Genomic DNA, 14,631 nt, shown 5'->3' on the forward strand with positions numbered 1-14,631 from the left:
TCGTGCGACACCCTGGGTTCAGCTGAGAGACGCAGCCCACGTCACGAACCATTCACGTGGCCGCAACCCGCTGAAGCTCCGGCCGCCGGACACCCAGGCGGGAGTGCCCTCGACGCCGTTCTCGTACGCGAGGATCGCCGAGCGGCCCACGGCCCGGTCCGCTTCGCCCGATTCCCAGGCGGCGCGGACGACCTCGGGGTCGCCGCCGGCTTGCTCGGCCAGCGTGAGGAGCAGGTCGCGTGATTCGAGGTCCCGGCCTTCGCCGAAGTACGCGTTGAACACGGAGGTGGCGAAGCGGTCGGCGACTTCGGGGTCGTCGAGCGTGGCGTACGCGCCCAGTGCGGGCAGCGAGTAGGCGATCCGGTCCGTCCACTTCAGCGGCAGGCCCGCGGCTTCGGCTTCGCGCGCGAGGAACTCGTAGGTCGGGCCGACGCGGGGGCCGGCCAGGCTGCCGCCGGGGCCGATCTCGGGGTGGATCTGGAGCGGATGTTCGTTCACCACCACGCCGTGTTCGCGCAGCACCCGGTTGCGATCCTGGGCGACGTAGCAGAAGGGGCAGAGGAAATCGAACCAGTGCTCCACGGTCGGGGTCGGGGACATCCGGGACTCCTTCGGATTGTTTCGATACGTTCATGATCTGTAACGAAACAATCCGGCGCGTTAGTCCCGGCGCCCGGTACGCGCGGGTGGGGTCAGGCCAGAACGGCGCGCAGCCACGCCGCCGTGGTCGCGAGGTTCACCGGGCCGTCGAACGCGGGGTCCTCGTGCCCGGCGCCGCCCAGCAGCACGAAGCTGCTCTTCGCCCCGGCCCGCACGAGCGCGTCGTGCAACGCGCGGCCCTCCCCCGGCGGCACGATCCGGTCGCGGTCGCCGTGGGCGATCAGGAACGGTGGCGCCGACGCCGAAACCCACGTCAGGAGCGAATGTCCCGCCGGGTCGGCGCCGCCGAGGAAGTCGGCTTCGAAGTGGAACGGCAGCAGCTTCGCCTCCAGCTCACTGCGCGCCGCCGTGGCCGCCAGGTCGGCTTGCCCGAACCAGTGCACCACGGCCTGCACGGCGCTGGACTGGTCCAGGTGACCGCCGACCGTGCCCTCCAGCTCGGCGTCGCCCGGCGACAACGCCAGCAGCGAACCGAGGTACGCACCGGCGGACGCGCCCCAGACCCCGAGCCGCCCGGTCTCGAGGCCGAGGCGCGCGCCGTTGGCCCGCAGCCAGCGCACGGCGCCCTTGACGTCGTGCACCTGCTGCGGGAACACCGCCTCCGGTGCCAGGTGGTAATCGACGGACACGACGGTCACACCGTGCTCCGCCAAGGGCGCCTGCCGGCGTGCGGCCTCGCCGCGCCGGTCGCCGCGGGTCCACCCGCCGCCGTGCAGGTACAGCACGACGGGTGCGCCCGCGGCGGGGGCGTGGTGGATGTCCACCATCAGCCGGGTGCCGCCGACCGTCGCGTAGACGAGGTCGCGGTCGGCCGTCACGCCGGTTCCACCTGATGAGTCACAGCGGAATCGTAGAAGGTGACGAAGGATTCCACCGGCTCCCGCGTTGTGCGATATCCACCAAGGCGGTGTTCGTCGTCGGCATAGCCGAGTGCGATTCCGCACACCACGAGGTGGTCGTCCGGAATGGTGAGGTGGCGGCGCAACACCGGGTGGTAATCGATGAACGAGGCCTGTGCGCAAGTGTGCAGCCCGGCTCCGCGCGCGGACAACATCAGTCCCTGGAGGAACAGACCGGCGTCGATCAGCGCACCCTGCAGTGGTCCCCGGCTCACCGTGAGCACCAAGCCCACCGGGGCGCCGAAGAAGTCGTAGTTGCGCCGGTGGTGGCCGTCGCGGCCGGCGGTGTCGTCGGCCGCGATGCCGAGCGTTTCGGAGTACAGGCCTTCACCGAAACGACGGCGGCGCGAGCGGAACGGCTCGGGCCACGAGTCCGCCGCCGGCTGGTAGGCGAACTCGCCGACGGCGCGCCGGCCCTCGTCGTACGCGCACAGCAGGTCGGCCGTCAAGGCGCGCTTGGCGGCACCCGTGAGCACGTGGACCTGCCACGGCTGACTGTTGGAGTTGCTGGCCGAGGACGACGCCAGCGCGAGCAGCCGTTCGACCTGCGCGCGCGGCACGGGCGTCGGCAGGAACGCCCGGCAGCTGCGCCGCGTCGCCATCGCTTCCTCGATCGTGGACGCCGGGTTCATGGCGCTGGGCTCCCCGGGTTCAGGCCGCGGGCGGCTGGATGTCGTAGGAGATCCGGCCGGCGGGCAGGTAGAACAACGCGATCAGCGCGCCACCCTTGACCTCCGGGTAGTGGTGGCTGCCGGGGCCGGGCGCGGTCCAGCCGGGGCCGCTCCAGCCGTTGGGGCCCATCAGCTTCGCGTCCGCGTCGAGCGGCACCACGAGGTTGAGCTCGCCGTAGGGGTGCTGGTGGTACTGGCCGCGGAACGGCTCGACGCTGTCCATGTAGACGGCCGTGATGCTGAAGTAGTTGAGCACGTCCTGCGGCTCGGCGATGCGGCTGCGGCGGTACTTCTTGCCCTCGACCTCGATGTTGGCGGCCCAGCCGGCCTCGACGCCCTCGGTGATCATGCGAGCGAGGTCCTGGTAGAGCTCGCTGTCCGGTCCGTAGCGGGTGTTGAGCCAGGACTCCAGCTCCCCGCTCGCGGTGCGGTTCTTCACCTCGTTAAGGAACGGGATGCTGCGGTCGATCAGCTCCTGGGGCGTGGTCATCGTCGACTCCGTTCGGTCCGCTGTGGTTCGGCGTTCTCGCACCGTACGTCCACGTTTAGTTACAGTCAAGTGTTGTAACGAAACTCGGTACCCGATCGAACCGCAGGCCGAAGTGCTCGCGGTAGGCGTCGAGGACCGCAGCATCGCCTTCGAGCGCCTGCTCGACGCGCTCCCCGCCGATCGTCTCGATGAGGCGGGCACCCGTGATCGTCACGCGTCCTTCCGCGGTCGAGCGCGAGCACGTCGGCCGCTGCGTGAACAGCGAGGCGGGCGAGGTCTCGTGGAACCACGCCATGGCGACGAAGTCGTCGAGCTCGCGCGGCCGCGGCTCGAGCCGGTAGACGATCGCGCCGTCGCACACCACATCGACGTCACCGTGTGGCGCGGGCTCGACGGTGAACCGGCCGCCCGGATCGAGCTGGACGTCGGTCGTGGCCAGCCGCAGCGGCGCGAGGCTGAAGCGGCCGAAGCCGACGTCGACCAGCCACGGTTCGTCGAGGTCCACGCGCAAAGCCAGGTGGTCGAACGGCGGCCCGAAGAACCCCTCGCGGCGCATCACCCGGCCGGCCAGCAGCTGCACCTCGAACCCGACTTCGCGCAGCAGCAGGGCGAAAGCCCCGTTGAGCTCGTAACAGAGCCCGCCGCGGCGCCGGCCCACGATCTTGTCGAGCAGCGCCGGCTCGGCCAGCTCGATCTGCTCCCCGAGGTAGAACCCGAGGTTCTCGAACGGCACGCTCTCGAGGTGCCGTCGCTGCAGCTCGCGCAGCGCCGCCAGATCCGGCACCGAGGGGCGGGCCGCGCCGATCCGGTGGAGGTAGTCCTCGACGTCCACGATCGTTCCTCCAGTGCTGTTTCATTACAATGAGTGCACGTAACCATCAGGATAACAACGCCGTCGTGTAACGGATCGGATATGCTTCGCCGATCGGTTTTCTCGGCGAGGTGGAGCCATGGCGCGGACACGCGAAGCGACGGCAGACGAGCAGGTCGGCACCGAAGACGGACCCCGGCCGGGCGGGCGTCCCCGCGACGCCGCGCTCGACGAGGCGATCATCCTCGCCACCCGCCGGCGGCTCGTCCTCGACGGCTACTCCCGCATGACGATCGGCGACATCGCCGCCGACGCGAAGGTCAGCCGGCCCACGCTGTACCGCCGCTGGGCCACGAAGTTCGAGCTCGTCGTCGACGCGCTCGACTACGGTTTCCGCAAGCAGCGCGACATGTACGCGTTCGACCTCAGTGGACTCGAGCCGCGCGAGGCGCTGACGGAGGCCGTCCGCCGGCTCGACCCGGCGTACTTCAACCCGGACGCGATGGTGCTCATGGGCAACTTCGCGGGCGAGGCGATCCGCACGCCGGAGCTGCTCGACATCCTGCGCAAGCACTCCGTCGAGCCCCGCGTGGAGCTCGTCGAAAGCGTGCTGACGCACCTGCAGGACCGCGGCGCCGTGCGGGAGGAGATCGACAAGCACACCATCGCGACCATGTGCTTCGGTGCGTACTTCGCGGCGTTCTACCGCGGGGAAGCCAAAACCGAGATCCCCGGCGCGGTCGTCTCCGTGCTCTGGCCGGCGCTGGAGAAGAAGCCCGCGCGGCGGCGGGCGTCCACTTCGGGCAAACGGTGAGCCGAATTAGTTCCGATCATTGACTGTAACGTAAACCGGGGCATAATCGGCCCATGCCGCCTGTGCCCTCGATGGACGTCCACGAAGCCCTTTACACCACACGGATGATGCGGCGCATGCATCCGGACGCGATTCCCCTGGACGTGCAGGCGCGCATCCTCGACGCCGCGATCCGGGCGCCGAACGGCGGCAACACCCAGCGCTGGCATTTCCTGGCCGTGGACGATCCGGGCATCAAGGCCGAACTCGCCCCGATCTGGCGGCGCTGCCGGGCAAGGGAGTACGAGGAGATCTCGGCCGGCACGTTTGCGCAGCCGATCCACGACCCGGAGAACCACCGCGAGACGATGCGGCGGATCGCGAAGTCCGGCGACTTCCTGACCGACCACTTCACCGAGATCCCGCTGCTGCTGTTCGTCTTCTCCATCGACAACCACGGCGGAGCCAACATCTACCCCGCCATCTGGAGCGCGCTGCTCGCCGCGCGTTCGGAGGGGGTCGGCGGGGTGCTCACCACGATGCTGCGCCTGGAGTCCGACCGGGTCATGGAGCTGCTCGACGTGCCCGAGGACGAGGGCTGGGAGCTCACGGCCATGGTCGCGATGGGGTACCCGCGCGGCAAGTGGGGCGTCGCCGCGAACCGCCGCCCCGTGCACGAGGTGAGCAGCCGCAACCGGTGGGGCCGCGAGTTCGGCGTGTCCGTTCCCGAACCACTCTGGTCCGAAAACTCACACAGCTGAGTCATCCGCTGAGAGCAGCCCCACGGTGAGTTGCCGGGGCTCGCTCCGGCTCATTACAGTCGAGCCCGGTGACCGACCGCGCCGCCCGGAAGCCCGCCGGACGACGCGGAACCGGCTCGGCGCGTGTGCACAACGGGCGGGAAAACCCGACTACGCAGGGGAAGTCTGAGCACAGTGCCCGACACCGTCACCACCCGCCGCCGCCCGCAAGGCTGGACCGACACCGACACCCGCGCCGTGGACACCGTCCGGGTGCTCGCCGCCGACGCGGTCGAGCGGGCCGGAAACGGTCACCCCGGCACGGCGATGAGCCTCGCGCCGCTGGCCTACACGCTGTTCCAGCGCGAGATGCGCCACGACCCGGCCGACCCGTCGTGGCCGGCGCGCGACCGGTTCGTCCTGTCCGCCGGGCACACCAGCCTCACGCTGTACATCCAGCTGTTCCTCGCCGGATACGGCCTCGAGCTCGAAGACCTGCGGCAGCTGCGCCGGTGGGGTTCGCTCACCCCGGGGCACCCGGAGTACCGCCACACCCAGGGCGTCGAGGTCACGACCGGTCCGCTCGGGCAGGGGTTGGCCAACGCTGTGGGCATGGCCATGGCGTCGCGGCGCGAACGCGGGTTGTTCGATCCCGAACCCGCGCCGGGGCAGAGCATCTTCGACCACTTCGTGTACGTGATCGCCTCCGACGGTGACATCCAGGAGGGCATCACCTCCGAGGCGTCGTCGATCGCGGGCCGCCAGCAGCTGGCGAACCTGATCGTGTTCTACGACGACAACGATATTTCGATCGAAGACCACACGGACATCGCGCTGTCCGAGGACACGGACGAGCGCTACCGCGCGTACGGCTGGCACGTGCAGGTGGTGGAGGACGGCGAGGACGTCGCCGCGATCCAGGACGCCATCGCGGCGGCGAAGACCGACCCGCGCCCGTCGTACATCCGGCTCCGCACGGTGATCGGCTATCCCGCGCCGACCAAGATGAACACCGGCAAGATCCACGGCTCCGCGCTCGGCGCCGACGAGGTCGCGGCGGTGAAGCGCGTGCTGGGCTTCGATCCGCAGCGGCACTTCGTGGTCGAGGACGACGTGCTGGCCCGGACGCGCAAGGCCGTCGAGCGCGGTCAGGCCTGGCGGGCGCAGTGGCAGGGCGAGTACGACGAGTGGGCCGCGGCGCACCCCTCGCGGCACGCGCTGCTGCAGCGCCTCTCGACGCGGGCGCTGCCGGAGGGCTGGGCCGCCGGGCTGCCGTCGTTCGAGGTGGGCGCTTCGATGGCGACGCGCAAGGGATCCGGCGCGTTCCTCGACGCGGTCGCCGACGTGCTGCCCGAGCTGTGGGGCGGTTCGGCCGACCTCGCGGAGAGCAACAACTCGACGATGACGGGCGCCGACTCGTTCGGGCCGGTCGCGGCGGCGACGAAGATGTGGGCCGCGGAGCCGTACGGGCGGACCCTGCACTTCGGCATCCGCGAGCACGCGATGGGCGCCATTCTCAACGGCATCGCGCTGCACGGCGGCACCCGGCCGTACGGCGCGACGTACCTCGCGTTCAGCGACTACATGCGCCCGTCGGTGCGGCTGGCGGCGCTGATGCGGCTGCCGGTGGTGTACGTGTGGACGCACGACTCCATCGGCGTCGGCGGCGACGGGCCCACGCACCAGCCGATCGAGCACCTCTCGGCGCTGCGGGCGATTCCGGGCCTGAACGTGGTGCGCCCCGGCGACGCGAACGAGGCCGTCGCGGCGTGGCAGGCCGCGATCGAGGACGTCGACCACCCGACCGCGCTCGCGTTGACCCGGCAGCCGGTGCCGGTGCTGGCCGGGACTTCGGCCGAGGGCGTGGCGCGCGGTGGTTATGTGCTGGCGGACGCGTCGAACGGTGCCCCGGCGGTGGTGCTGATCGGGACCGGTTCGGAGCTACAGCTCGCCGTGTCGGCCCGGGAGCGGCTGGAGGCCGAGGGCGTGCCGACGCGCGTGGTTTCGCTGCCGTGCTTCGAGTGGTTCGCCGCGCAGGACCAGGCTTACCGTGATTCGGTGCTGCCGCCGTCGGTGAAGGCGCGGGTCGCCGTCGAGGCCGGGATCGCGCTGCCGTGGTACCCGTTCGTGGGTGATGCCGGCGAGATCGTCTCGATCGAGCACTACGGCGCTTCGGCCGATTACGCGACGCTGTTCCGCGAGTTCGGGTTCACGCCCGAGGCCGTGGTGTCCGCCGCCCGGGCAACGCTGGCCAAGGTGGCCTGATGCCCACGCCCGGCCGGGATTTCCGCATTGCACGTCATCCCGGCCGGGTCACCCCGACCCGGCCGGGGCCGGCTCGAACGGGTGGGTGACATGGGCACGACTTCACACGCAATCACCGATCGCCTCGCGGCGCTTCTCGACGAGGAACACGACCTCCGCACCCGCGCCATCCACCACGGCGGTGGCCTCTCCCCCGCCGAACAGGCGCGCCTGACCGAACTCGAGTCCGAACTGGACGCCGTCGTCCGCCTCCTCCAACAGCGGCGCGCCCTCTCCGTCTTCGACGCCGGCGACGCCACCGACGACCCGGCGGACACGTCGAACTGAGCCGACCGGCCGGTGGCGGACGGGCGCGCTGACGAGAGGCCGGGGCGGCGCCCAGCCGCCGAGGCGGGCGGTCAGTGGGTGGGTGTGTTGAGGTCGTAGCGCTGGACGACGTCGTCCAGCCAGTCCGGGGTGCCGTAGGTCAGGCCGTACTTGGTGGCCAGGCGGGCGAACTCGTCGGTTTCGTGGAGGTTCGGCGCGTCGCCGAGGGTGCCGGCGGTGTGGGCGAGTAGCAGGTCGCTGAGGTCGCGGAAGTAGGTTTCGAAGCCGCCGGGGGTGATGACCTCGACGATGCGGCCCGGGGTTTTGCCGGCGTTCCACATGGCGTGCATCTCGCCGCGGGGTTTGGTGATGTAGCCGCCCGGGCCGAGGACGACCTCGGCGTCGTCCGAACGGAAGCCGATGTGACCGGCCAGCACGATGGAGTGCTCGTCCTCGCGGGTGTGGCGGTGGGGCGCGGTGATGGAGCCGACCGCGAACGGGTGCTCGAGGATCGCGACCTCGCCGCCGTTGTTCCGGTGCGTCAGCTTGAACACCGCGCCGAACCCGGGCAGCGCCACTTGGTCCGACTCGTCCCCCGGTTGCACCACGGCGACCTTCGTCCGGTTTTCCTCGCCCACCTGGTTTCCTTCCTCGTGATCACAGGTCCAGCACGAGCTTGCGGCCGCAGGCCCGGCTCACGCAAGGGAAGAACGTCTTCCCCGCCGCGCGTTCGGCGTTGGACAGCACCACGTCGTGGTGATCGGGCGTGCCCTCCAGCACCCGGGTTTCGCAGGTGCCGCAGTAGCCCTCTTCGCAGTCGGACTCGAGGTCGACCCCGGCGTCGCGGATGGCCTGCAGCAGGGTGGTGTCCGGGCCGGCCACGACGGTCAGGCCGGACTGGCGCAGTTCGAGTTCCACCTCTTCGCCCACGGAAGCATCGAGAGAAGGCGCGGCGGCGAAGTGTTCGGTCTCGCACCGCACACCGGCGGCCTCGCAGACCTCGGTGACGCCCTCGAGCAACCCGGCCGGGCCGCAGCAGTACACCGCCGCGCCCGGTGCCAGTCCGCCGATCAGCTCCTTCAGATCCGGCCGCGGCTCGACGGAAGTGTCGACGAAGGACACCCGGTCACCACAGATCGCGGCCAGCTCCGCGCGGAAGGCCATGGTGGCAGCGCCGTGTCCACAGTAGACCATCGAGAAGTCGGCCCCACGCTCCGCCAGAACCCGCGCCATCGGCAGCAGCGGCGTGACGCCGATTCCGCCGGCGATCAGCAAGTACGACTCGGCGTCCGCCAACGGGAAGTGGTTGCGCACCCGCTCCACCAGCAGCTCACGCCCGACCAGCGCCGTGCCGTGGATCTCGGCCGACCCGCCGCGGCCGGCGTCCTCCAGCCGCACCGCGATGTCGTAGTGCAGCCGGTCGGCCGGGTCGCCGCACAGCGAGTACTGCCGGCCCAGCCCCGACGGCAGCTTCAGGTCGAGGTGCGCCCCCGGCTCCCACGCCGGCAACGGCGAACCACCGGTCAGCCGGAGCCCCACCACTCCCGCGGCTTCCCAGGTCACGCGCGTGACCCGCAACGACAGATCAGTAGAGGTCGAAGTACTCACGATGCTCCCAATCGGTGACCGTCCGCTCGAACCGCGCGATCTCGGCCCGCTTGATCGCGGCGTAGTAAGCCACGAACTGCTCACCCATCACCCGCCGCAGCCCGGCATCGGCCTCCAGCGCGTCGACGGCCGCGGCCAGGTTCGCCGGCAGCCGCCCGGCGTCAGTCGTGTACGGATCGTCGGCCGAAGGCGGCAACGGCAACGCCCCCTCGACCCCGTTCAGACCCGAATGCAGCTGCGAAGCCATGTACAGATATGGGTTGGCCGCCGACTCCCCCACCCGGTTCTCGATGTGCGTCGAGGCGTCCTCGGCCGAGCCGACGAGCCGGATCATCGCACCGCGGTTGTCCCGCGCCCACGCGATCCGATCGGGCGCCATCGAGTACGGCTGAAACCGCTTGTAACCGTTCACGGTCGGGTTCGCGAACACACACGCCGCGCTCGCGTGCGCGAGCTGACCGGCGATGAACTGCTTGCCCACCGAGGAAATCGCACCCTCGCCGTCGGCCGGGACGAAGGCGTTGTGCCCACCGTCCGGCGACACGAGGCTCTGGTGCAGGTGCCAGCCGCTCGACTTGCTGTCGGTGATCTGCGGCCGGCACATGAACGTCGCGTGGTAACCGTTGCGCCGCGCCACCTGCTTGACCGTGCTGCGCAACAGCACCATCGCGTCGGCCGAAGCGAGCCCGGCGCCCGGGTCGAGCGTGACCTCCAGCTGGTTGGCCCCCAGCTCGACCTCGATGCTGCGCAGCTCGATCCCCATCCGTTCCAGCGCCTCGCGGATGCGCCGGGTGGCGGGCTCGACCTCGTCGCCGAGGTTTTCGCTCAGCAGCTGGTTGCCCTGGTTGATCGGCTCGACCGGGGTCGGCGTGGTGCAGCGGCCGATCCCGTCGTCGTTGGGGAAATGCGAAGCCCGCCGGTAGAGGTGGAACTCGATCTCCAGCCCAGTGACGTAGGTGAACCCGGCGACGCTCGCGCGGTCCAGCGCCGTGCGGAACACGCCGCGGCTGCAGAACGGCACCTGCTCACCGTTGCCGAACCGCAGGTCACAGAGGATCCGCGCGGTGTCCTCGGCCCAGGGCACGAGGTGGAACGTCGTGGGGTCGGGCACCATCACCACGTCGGCCGCGCCCGCCATCTCGGCCACGCCGAGGCCGCCGTCGGCGTTGAAGGCCGAGAACACCGTCGTACCGGACGTGTCCTTCGACAGCAGCGTCGACACACAGCTCAGCCCACTGCGGAACGCGGCGGCCAGCCCGCTCGCCGGGATCGTCTTGCCGTGGAGGATCCCGTGCTGATCCACAAAGGACACCCGGATCGTCCGCAGGCCCTCCGCGCCGATCCGCGCCAGGACGGCTCTCGCCGCTTCCTGCTGCTCCTCGGTCCAGAGCCCGAACTTCTCGATGAACCCCATGCCTCAGTCCCGCGTGCGGTCGTAGGCGTCGGGTGACGAAGAACGGTCCGGCTCGACCGCCGAGCCCGGCACGCCCGCCAGTCCCGTCGCGAGCGCCGCCTGCAGGTGCGAGGCCCACGGGCTCGCCTTGCGCAGGTCGGCGATCGAGCTCGCCCAGTAGTCCTCCCACTCGCCGGTGGGCCCGATGCCGTCGAGCGGGATGGGGCCGCGGCTTTCGACGTCCGCACCGTCCTTGAGCAGCAGGTCGGGGCTGCCGCCTTCGGCGACGGTGTCGATGGCCTGCAACGCCATCCGCCGGTAGGTCACGATCGCACGGTCCGAGCGGCTGAGGTGTTCGCGGCTGCGGTCGTAGACGTACCCCTGGCCCTCGACCGCCATCTGGTCGTGGACGTTGATGTCGCGCCCCAGCCCGGTGTAGGTCTGCGTGCGCTGCTCCTCGGGGTCGAAGCGGTAGTTGTTCGCCCGGTTGCGCACCGGTTTGTAGTCCGGGAGTGTGATGCCGTCGAGCCGTTGCGCGCGCATGGTTTCCTGGTCGACGGGCTCGTCGAGGCTGGTGAACATCGCGTACCAGTAGCAGGAGACGTCGTCGATCGGCACGTGCCACTGCGTGATCGCCATGGTGGAGCTCAGCGGGATCGTGATGCCGTGCGGGAACACCTGGTGCGTGATGCGCACGTGGGTGGACGAGCCGTCGAGACCGTCCTTGTCGAGCGTGCGCAGGGCGACGATGCGCTGCCCGTATTCGGTGCGGGCGTTGAGGATCTCGGGCCGGCCGTACTCGCGCAGGATCTTCGTCATCGGCAGGTTCGTGCCGAGCGACGCGCCGCGGAACTGCTTGCCGTAGCTGTCGCTCGTGTCCTCGTCCTCCTCGAACCGGTGCAGGTAGGAGGCGTGCGCCGGGTCGATCCCGACCTCCAGCGCCTGCAGCCAGTTGCAGTCGAGATAACCCTTGAACGCGAACGTGTACTCCGGCGGCGCCACGAAGCAGTCGAGCGCGGGCAGGTTCGGCGGCTCGCCGTCGCCGAGGTAGCCCCACACGATTCCGTTGCACTCCTGCACCGGGTACGAGCGGATCTTCACCTTGGCCTTGAGCTTGCTGTCCTCGGGCTCGGCCGGAGTGTCCATACAGGACCCGTTGCCGTTGAAGAGCCAGCCGTGGAAGTAGCAGCGCAGGCCGCCGTCTTCCAGACGCCCCAAGGAAAGGTCCGCGCCACGGTGGGCGCAGCGGCGGTCGATGAGGCCCAGCGAGCCGTCGGCGTTGCGGAACAGCACGAGGTCCTCACCGAGCACCCGCAGCGGAACCACCGGGCGTTCGGTGTCGAGCTCCTCGGTCAGCGCCACGGGCTGCCAGTACAGCCGCATCCAGTCGCCGCCCGGAGTACCGGGCCCGGTCTCGGTGATCTTCCGGTTGTCGTCCGCGCGCATCGCAGCGTTCTCCTCGCGCCTTCGTCGTCCAGCGTGGTGGGGCAGAAAGTTCAATTAACGAACACTCGGTTCTGATGTGAACACTGTAGGCACGCGCGGTTGGTCGTCGCAAGGCCCTGGGCGACGTTCGTGCTACATTTCGCGACAAGCTGTGCGTTAATCGAACGGAGCTGGTGGAGTGTCGAAGCTCAACGCGCGGGACGAGGCCCGCCGGGCGGCCCGCGAAGTGGACGGCACCAGCCGCTCGGACTACTCCGAAGCCCTCGAACGCGGCCTGCTCGTGCTCACCGCATTCGACCACACCGAAGAACGCCTCACGCAGGCGCAGCTGGCCCGCAAGCTCGAACTCCCCCGCGCGACCGTGCGCCGCGCCCTGCTCACGTTGGCGCACCTCGGTTACATCGTCGCCGACGACAAGGCCTACCGCCTGGCCCCGAAGGTGCTCACGCTCGCGTCGGCCTACCTCACGACCAACCCGGTGAGCCACGTGCTGCAGCCACGGTGCGACCGCCTCGCCGAGGTCTTCCAGGCGTCCTGCACCGCCGCGGTCCTCGACGGACCGGCGGCCGTGATGATCGCGCGGGCCCTGCCGCGCCACACCCTGCCGATCGGCGAAGGCATCGGGTTCCGGGTACCCGCGGCGCAGTCCGCGCTGGGTCTGGTGCTGCTCAGCGGCCTCGATGCCGAGCGCAGGCACCGCCACCTGGTCAGCCACGCGAGCCTCGACGACGACGGCGTGGCCACGCTGGAGAAGAAGGTCGCGGAGGTGGCCGAGGCCGGGTGCGCGTATGTCGCCCACGAGGTCGAGGCGGGCTTCCACTCGGCGGCCGTGCCACTGCGCCGGTGGGACGGCACGCCGATCGCCGCGCTGAACATCGGGACGAGCGTCGAGCGGATCTCCGAGGCGGACATGCGGGAACGCGTGCTGCCCGCGCTGCGGGAAGCCGCCGAGGAGCTGCAGCCGCAGCTCGTCTGACACCCCGCGTTTGGTGGGACTTCCGCATCGGCAAGCCGGACGTGCGGGACAATTACGTTGCAGGTGTTGACTGTAACGAAACTCCGACATACTGTCCTCACACCGATCGCCAGGGCGCCGCGTGCGCCGATCGTCTGGCCACTTCGGACACTCCCGTTTCCTTTCGGAGAACCCCACCACCGCGATGGGCGACAACGCCGTCGCACCAGCGAAGGGAATCCCGTGACCACCTCGAGAACCCCGGAGATCCCGCTCGTCGCCGTCGCCGGACCGGAGCCGCGCTACCGGCCGGCGATGGCGTGGACGGTGCTGCTCCTGCTCGCCGTCTTCATGGTCCTCAACTTCGCCGACCGCATCTCCCTCGCGCTCGCCGCGCAGCCGCTCATGAAGGAACTGCACCTGTCGGCGTCGCAGTTCGGGTTGATCAGCAGCTCGTTCTACTTCCTCTACAGCCTCAGCGCCGTCGGCGTCGGCTTCCTCGCCACGCGGCACGTGCCGCTGAAGTGGCTGCTGTTCGTGATGTCGCTGCTGTGGGCGGCCACGCAGCTGCCGGTGTTCTTCTTCGCCGGCGGCGGCGTGCTGCTCGTGACCCGCATCGGCCTGGGTGCCGCCGAGGGCCCGGCGACGGCGGTCGCGAACTCCACCGCGTACAGCTGGTTCCCGCGCGAGAAGCGCGGCCTGCCCACCGCCGTCCTCACGTCCGGCGCGTCGCTCGCGAAGATCGTGGCGGCGCCGTTGCTGACCCTGCTCATCGTGCACTCCGGGTGGCGCTCGGCGTTCTTCGCGCTGGGTCTCGCCGGTCTCGTCTGGTGCGCGGTGTGGCTGTTCGCGGGACGCACCGGGCCGTTCGCGGTCACGCCCGAGGCACCGGGCAAAGTGGACCGGGCCGCGCGGCGGCGGACGTTCCTCAAGGTGGCGAGGAGCCGCACGTTCATCGTGCTCCTGCTGGCCACGTATCCGATGTACGCGCTGATCTCCGTGGTGTTCAGCTGGTTCCCGTCCTACCTCGAAGCCGGGCTGGGGTTCTCCACGCTCACCTCGGGTGTCCTTTTCGGACTGCCGAGCGTCATCGGCATGGTGTTCATGCTCGGCTCCGGCTGGTTGACCGACCGGCTGCTCGCGCGAGGCGTGTCCGCGCGCATCTCTCACGGCCTCGTGCCGACACTCTCGCTCGCCGCCGGCGGGGTGCTGCTGGCCGTGCTGCCACTGGCGGGCAGCGCGCGCTACCTCGCCTACGTCATCCTCGTCGCCGGCTACTGCCTCACGCTGGTGGCCCAGCCGATCGTGTACGCGGCGATCGGGACGGCCGCGGCGCCTTCGCAGCGCACCAGCGTGCTGAGCCTGTTCATCGCCTTGCAGAGCACGTCGGGGATCATCGCGCCGTGGGCGACGGGCGCGTTGATCGACGGTGCCCGCAACCAGGTCGACGGCTACAACACCGCGTTCGTGGTGATCGGGATCCTGTGCGCGATCGGCGGTGTGGTCGCGGCGTTCTTCGTGGACTCGGGCCGCGACTCGGCGCACGACGCCTGAACGCCCTCGCCGGATCCCCCGGCGAGGGCGCTCCACGGAC

15 protein-coding genes are annotated in these 14,631 nt (G+C 70.2%); 6 read left to right on the forward strand and 9 right to left on the reverse strand.

Annotated elements, in window-relative coordinates; all coding sequences use genetic code 11:
- Positions 1–18: 18 nt before the first annotated feature.
- The 5 genes from ACQPXB_RS38315 to ACQPXB_RS38335 all read right to left on the reverse strand — a co-directional run bounded on the left by ACQPXB_RS38315 (position 19) and on the right by ACQPXB_RS38335 (position 3,552).
- The gene (locus ACQPXB_RS38315; RefSeq protein ID WP_432846532.1) at positions 19–600 is read right to left on the reverse strand and encodes a DsbA family oxidoreductase; all 582 of its coding nucleotides are present in this window, start codon (positions 598–600) and stop codon (positions 19–21) included.
- Between the two features lie 92 nt (positions 601–692).
- Positions 693–1,478 (reverse strand): alpha/beta hydrolase fold domain-containing protein, encoded by a 786-nt coding sequence (locus tag ACQPXB_RS38320; protein WP_432846534.1) that lies wholly within the window; start codon positions 1,476–1,478, stop codon positions 693–695.
- Complete coding sequence (locus ACQPXB_RS38325; RefSeq protein WP_366584194.1) at positions 1,475–2,191, reverse strand: nitroreductase; 717 nt, start codon at positions 2,189–2,191, stop codon at positions 1,475–1,477. The genes ACQPXB_RS38320 and ACQPXB_RS38325 overlap by 4 nt, the downstream gene beginning before the upstream one ends.
- Before the next feature lie 19 nt (positions 2,192–2,210).
- Positions 2,211–2,720, reverse strand: a complete 510-nt coding sequence (locus tag ACQPXB_RS38330; protein WP_432846536.1) for a DUF4863 family protein — start codon at positions 2,718–2,720, stop codon at positions 2,211–2,213.
- 55 nt (positions 2,721–2,775) lie between these two features.
- Positions 2,776–3,552: an arylamine N-acetyltransferase family protein gene (locus tag ACQPXB_RS38335; RefSeq protein ID WP_432846537.1), complete on the reverse strand. Its 777-nt coding sequence runs from the start codon at positions 3,550–3,552 to the stop codon at positions 2,776–2,778.
- A 118-nt stretch (positions 3,553–3,670) separates the two neighbouring features.
- Between ACQPXB_RS38335 and ACQPXB_RS38340 the strand changes: the two genes are divergently transcribed.
- From ACQPXB_RS38340 to ACQPXB_RS38355, 4 genes are all read left to right on the forward strand, one after another.
- On the forward strand, positions 3,671–4,345 hold the full coding sequence (locus ACQPXB_RS38340; RefSeq protein WP_386947347.1) for a TetR/AcrR family transcriptional regulator: 675 nt from the start codon (positions 3,671–3,673) through the stop codon (positions 4,343–4,345).
- Positions 4,346–4,398: 53 nt separating this feature from the next.
- Positions 4,399–5,085, forward strand: coding sequence for a nitroreductase family protein (locus tag ACQPXB_RS38345; protein WP_432846539.1), 687 nt, complete (start codon positions 4,399–4,401; stop codon positions 5,083–5,085).
- A 174-nt stretch (positions 5,086–5,259) separates the two neighbouring features.
- Positions 5,260–7,329, forward strand: coding sequence for a transketolase (gene tkt / locus ACQPXB_RS38350; RefSeq protein WP_386947343.1), 2,070 nt, complete (start codon positions 5,260–5,262; stop codon positions 7,327–7,329).
- A 90-nt stretch (positions 7,330–7,419) separates the two neighbouring features.
- Positions 7,420–7,656, forward strand: coding sequence for a DUF2630 family protein (locus ACQPXB_RS38355; protein ID WP_432846541.1), 237 nt, complete (start codon positions 7,420–7,422; stop codon positions 7,654–7,656).
- Between the two features lie 71 nt (positions 7,657–7,727).
- Here the strand turns inward: ACQPXB_RS38355 and ACQPXB_RS38360 are convergent, their stop codons facing one another.
- The 4 genes from ACQPXB_RS38360 to ACQPXB_RS38375 are packed head-to-tail and all read right to left on the reverse strand — an operon-like array spanning position 7,728 to position 12,082.
- Entirely contained in the window at positions 7,728–8,273 is a 546-nt protein-coding gene (locus ACQPXB_RS38360) for a cupin domain-containing protein (RefSeq protein WP_366584187.1), read from the reverse strand.
- A gap of 19 nt (positions 8,274–8,292) precedes the next feature.
- Positions 8,293–9,243, reverse strand: coding sequence for a PDR/VanB family oxidoreductase (locus ACQPXB_RS38365; protein ID WP_432846543.1), 951 nt, complete (start codon positions 9,241–9,243; stop codon positions 8,293–8,295).
- Positions 9,221–10,657: a glutamine synthetase family protein gene (locus ACQPXB_RS38370; protein ID WP_432846545.1), complete on the reverse strand. Its 1,437-nt coding sequence runs from the start codon at positions 10,655–10,657 to the stop codon at positions 9,221–9,223. The genes ACQPXB_RS38365 and ACQPXB_RS38370 overlap by 23 nt, the downstream gene beginning before the upstream one ends.
- A gap of 3 nt (positions 10,658–10,660) precedes the next feature.
- Positions 10,661–12,082 carry a Rieske 2Fe-2S domain-containing protein gene (locus tag ACQPXB_RS38375; RefSeq protein WP_432846546.1) on the reverse strand — a complete coding sequence of 474 codons (1,422 nt, stop codon included), beginning with the start codon at positions 12,080–12,082 and terminating at the stop codon, positions 10,661–10,663.
- 178 nt (positions 12,083–12,260) lie between these two features.
- Between ACQPXB_RS38375 and ACQPXB_RS38380 the strand changes: the two genes are divergently transcribed.
- The gene (locus ACQPXB_RS38380; protein ID WP_432846548.1) at positions 12,261–13,058 is read left to right on the forward strand and encodes an IclR family transcriptional regulator domain-containing protein; all 798 of its coding nucleotides are present in this window, start codon (positions 12,261–12,263) and stop codon (positions 13,056–13,058) included.
- Positions 13,059–13,280: 222 nt separating this feature from the next.
- Positions 13,281–14,591 (forward strand): MFS transporter, encoded by a 1,311-nt coding sequence (locus ACQPXB_RS38385; RefSeq protein ID WP_432846549.1) that lies wholly within the window; start codon positions 13,281–13,283, stop codon positions 14,589–14,591.
- Positions 14,592–14,631: the final 40 nt, after the last annotated feature.

This window comes from Amycolatopsis sp. CA-161197, from assembly GCF_050942255.1.
GTDB lineage: Bacteria > Actinomycetota > Actinomycetes > Mycobacteriales > Pseudonocardiaceae > Amycolatopsis.

What these genes read in the sequence shown, in the direction of transcription:
- ACQPXB_RS38375 (WP_432846546.1), bottom strand. Translation starts at nt 12,082, where the DNA reads ATGCGCGCGGACGACAACCGGAAGATCACCGAGACCGGGCCCGGTACT.
- ACQPXB_RS38370 (WP_432846545.1), bottom strand. Translation starts at nt 10,657, where the DNA reads ATGGGGTTCATCGAGAAGTTCGGGCTCTGGACCGAGGAGCAGCAGGAA.
- ACQPXB_RS38325 (WP_366584194.1), bottom strand. Translation starts at nt 2,191, where the DNA reads ATGAACCCGGCGTCCACGATCGAGGAAGCGATGGCGACGCGGCGCAGC.
- ACQPXB_RS38315 (WP_432846532.1), bottom strand. Translation starts at nt 600, where the DNA reads ATGTCCCCGACCCCGACCGTGGAGCACTGGTTCGATTTCCTCTGCCCC.
- ACQPXB_RS38330 (WP_432846536.1), bottom strand. Translation starts at nt 2,720, where the DNA reads ATGACCACGCCCCAGGAGCTGATCGACCGCAGCATCCCGTTCCTTAAC.
- ACQPXB_RS38340 (WP_386947347.1), top strand. Translation starts at nt 3,671, where the DNA reads ATGGCGCGGACACGCGAAGCGACGGCAGACGAGCAGGTCGGCACCGAA.
- ACQPXB_RS38355 (WP_432846541.1), top strand. Translation starts at nt 7,420, where the DNA reads ATGGGCACGACTTCACACGCAATCACCGATCGCCTCGCGGCGCTTCTC.
- ACQPXB_RS38345 (WP_432846539.1), top strand. Translation starts at nt 4,399, where the DNA reads ATGCCGCCTGTGCCCTCGATGGACGTCCACGAAGCCCTTTACACCACA.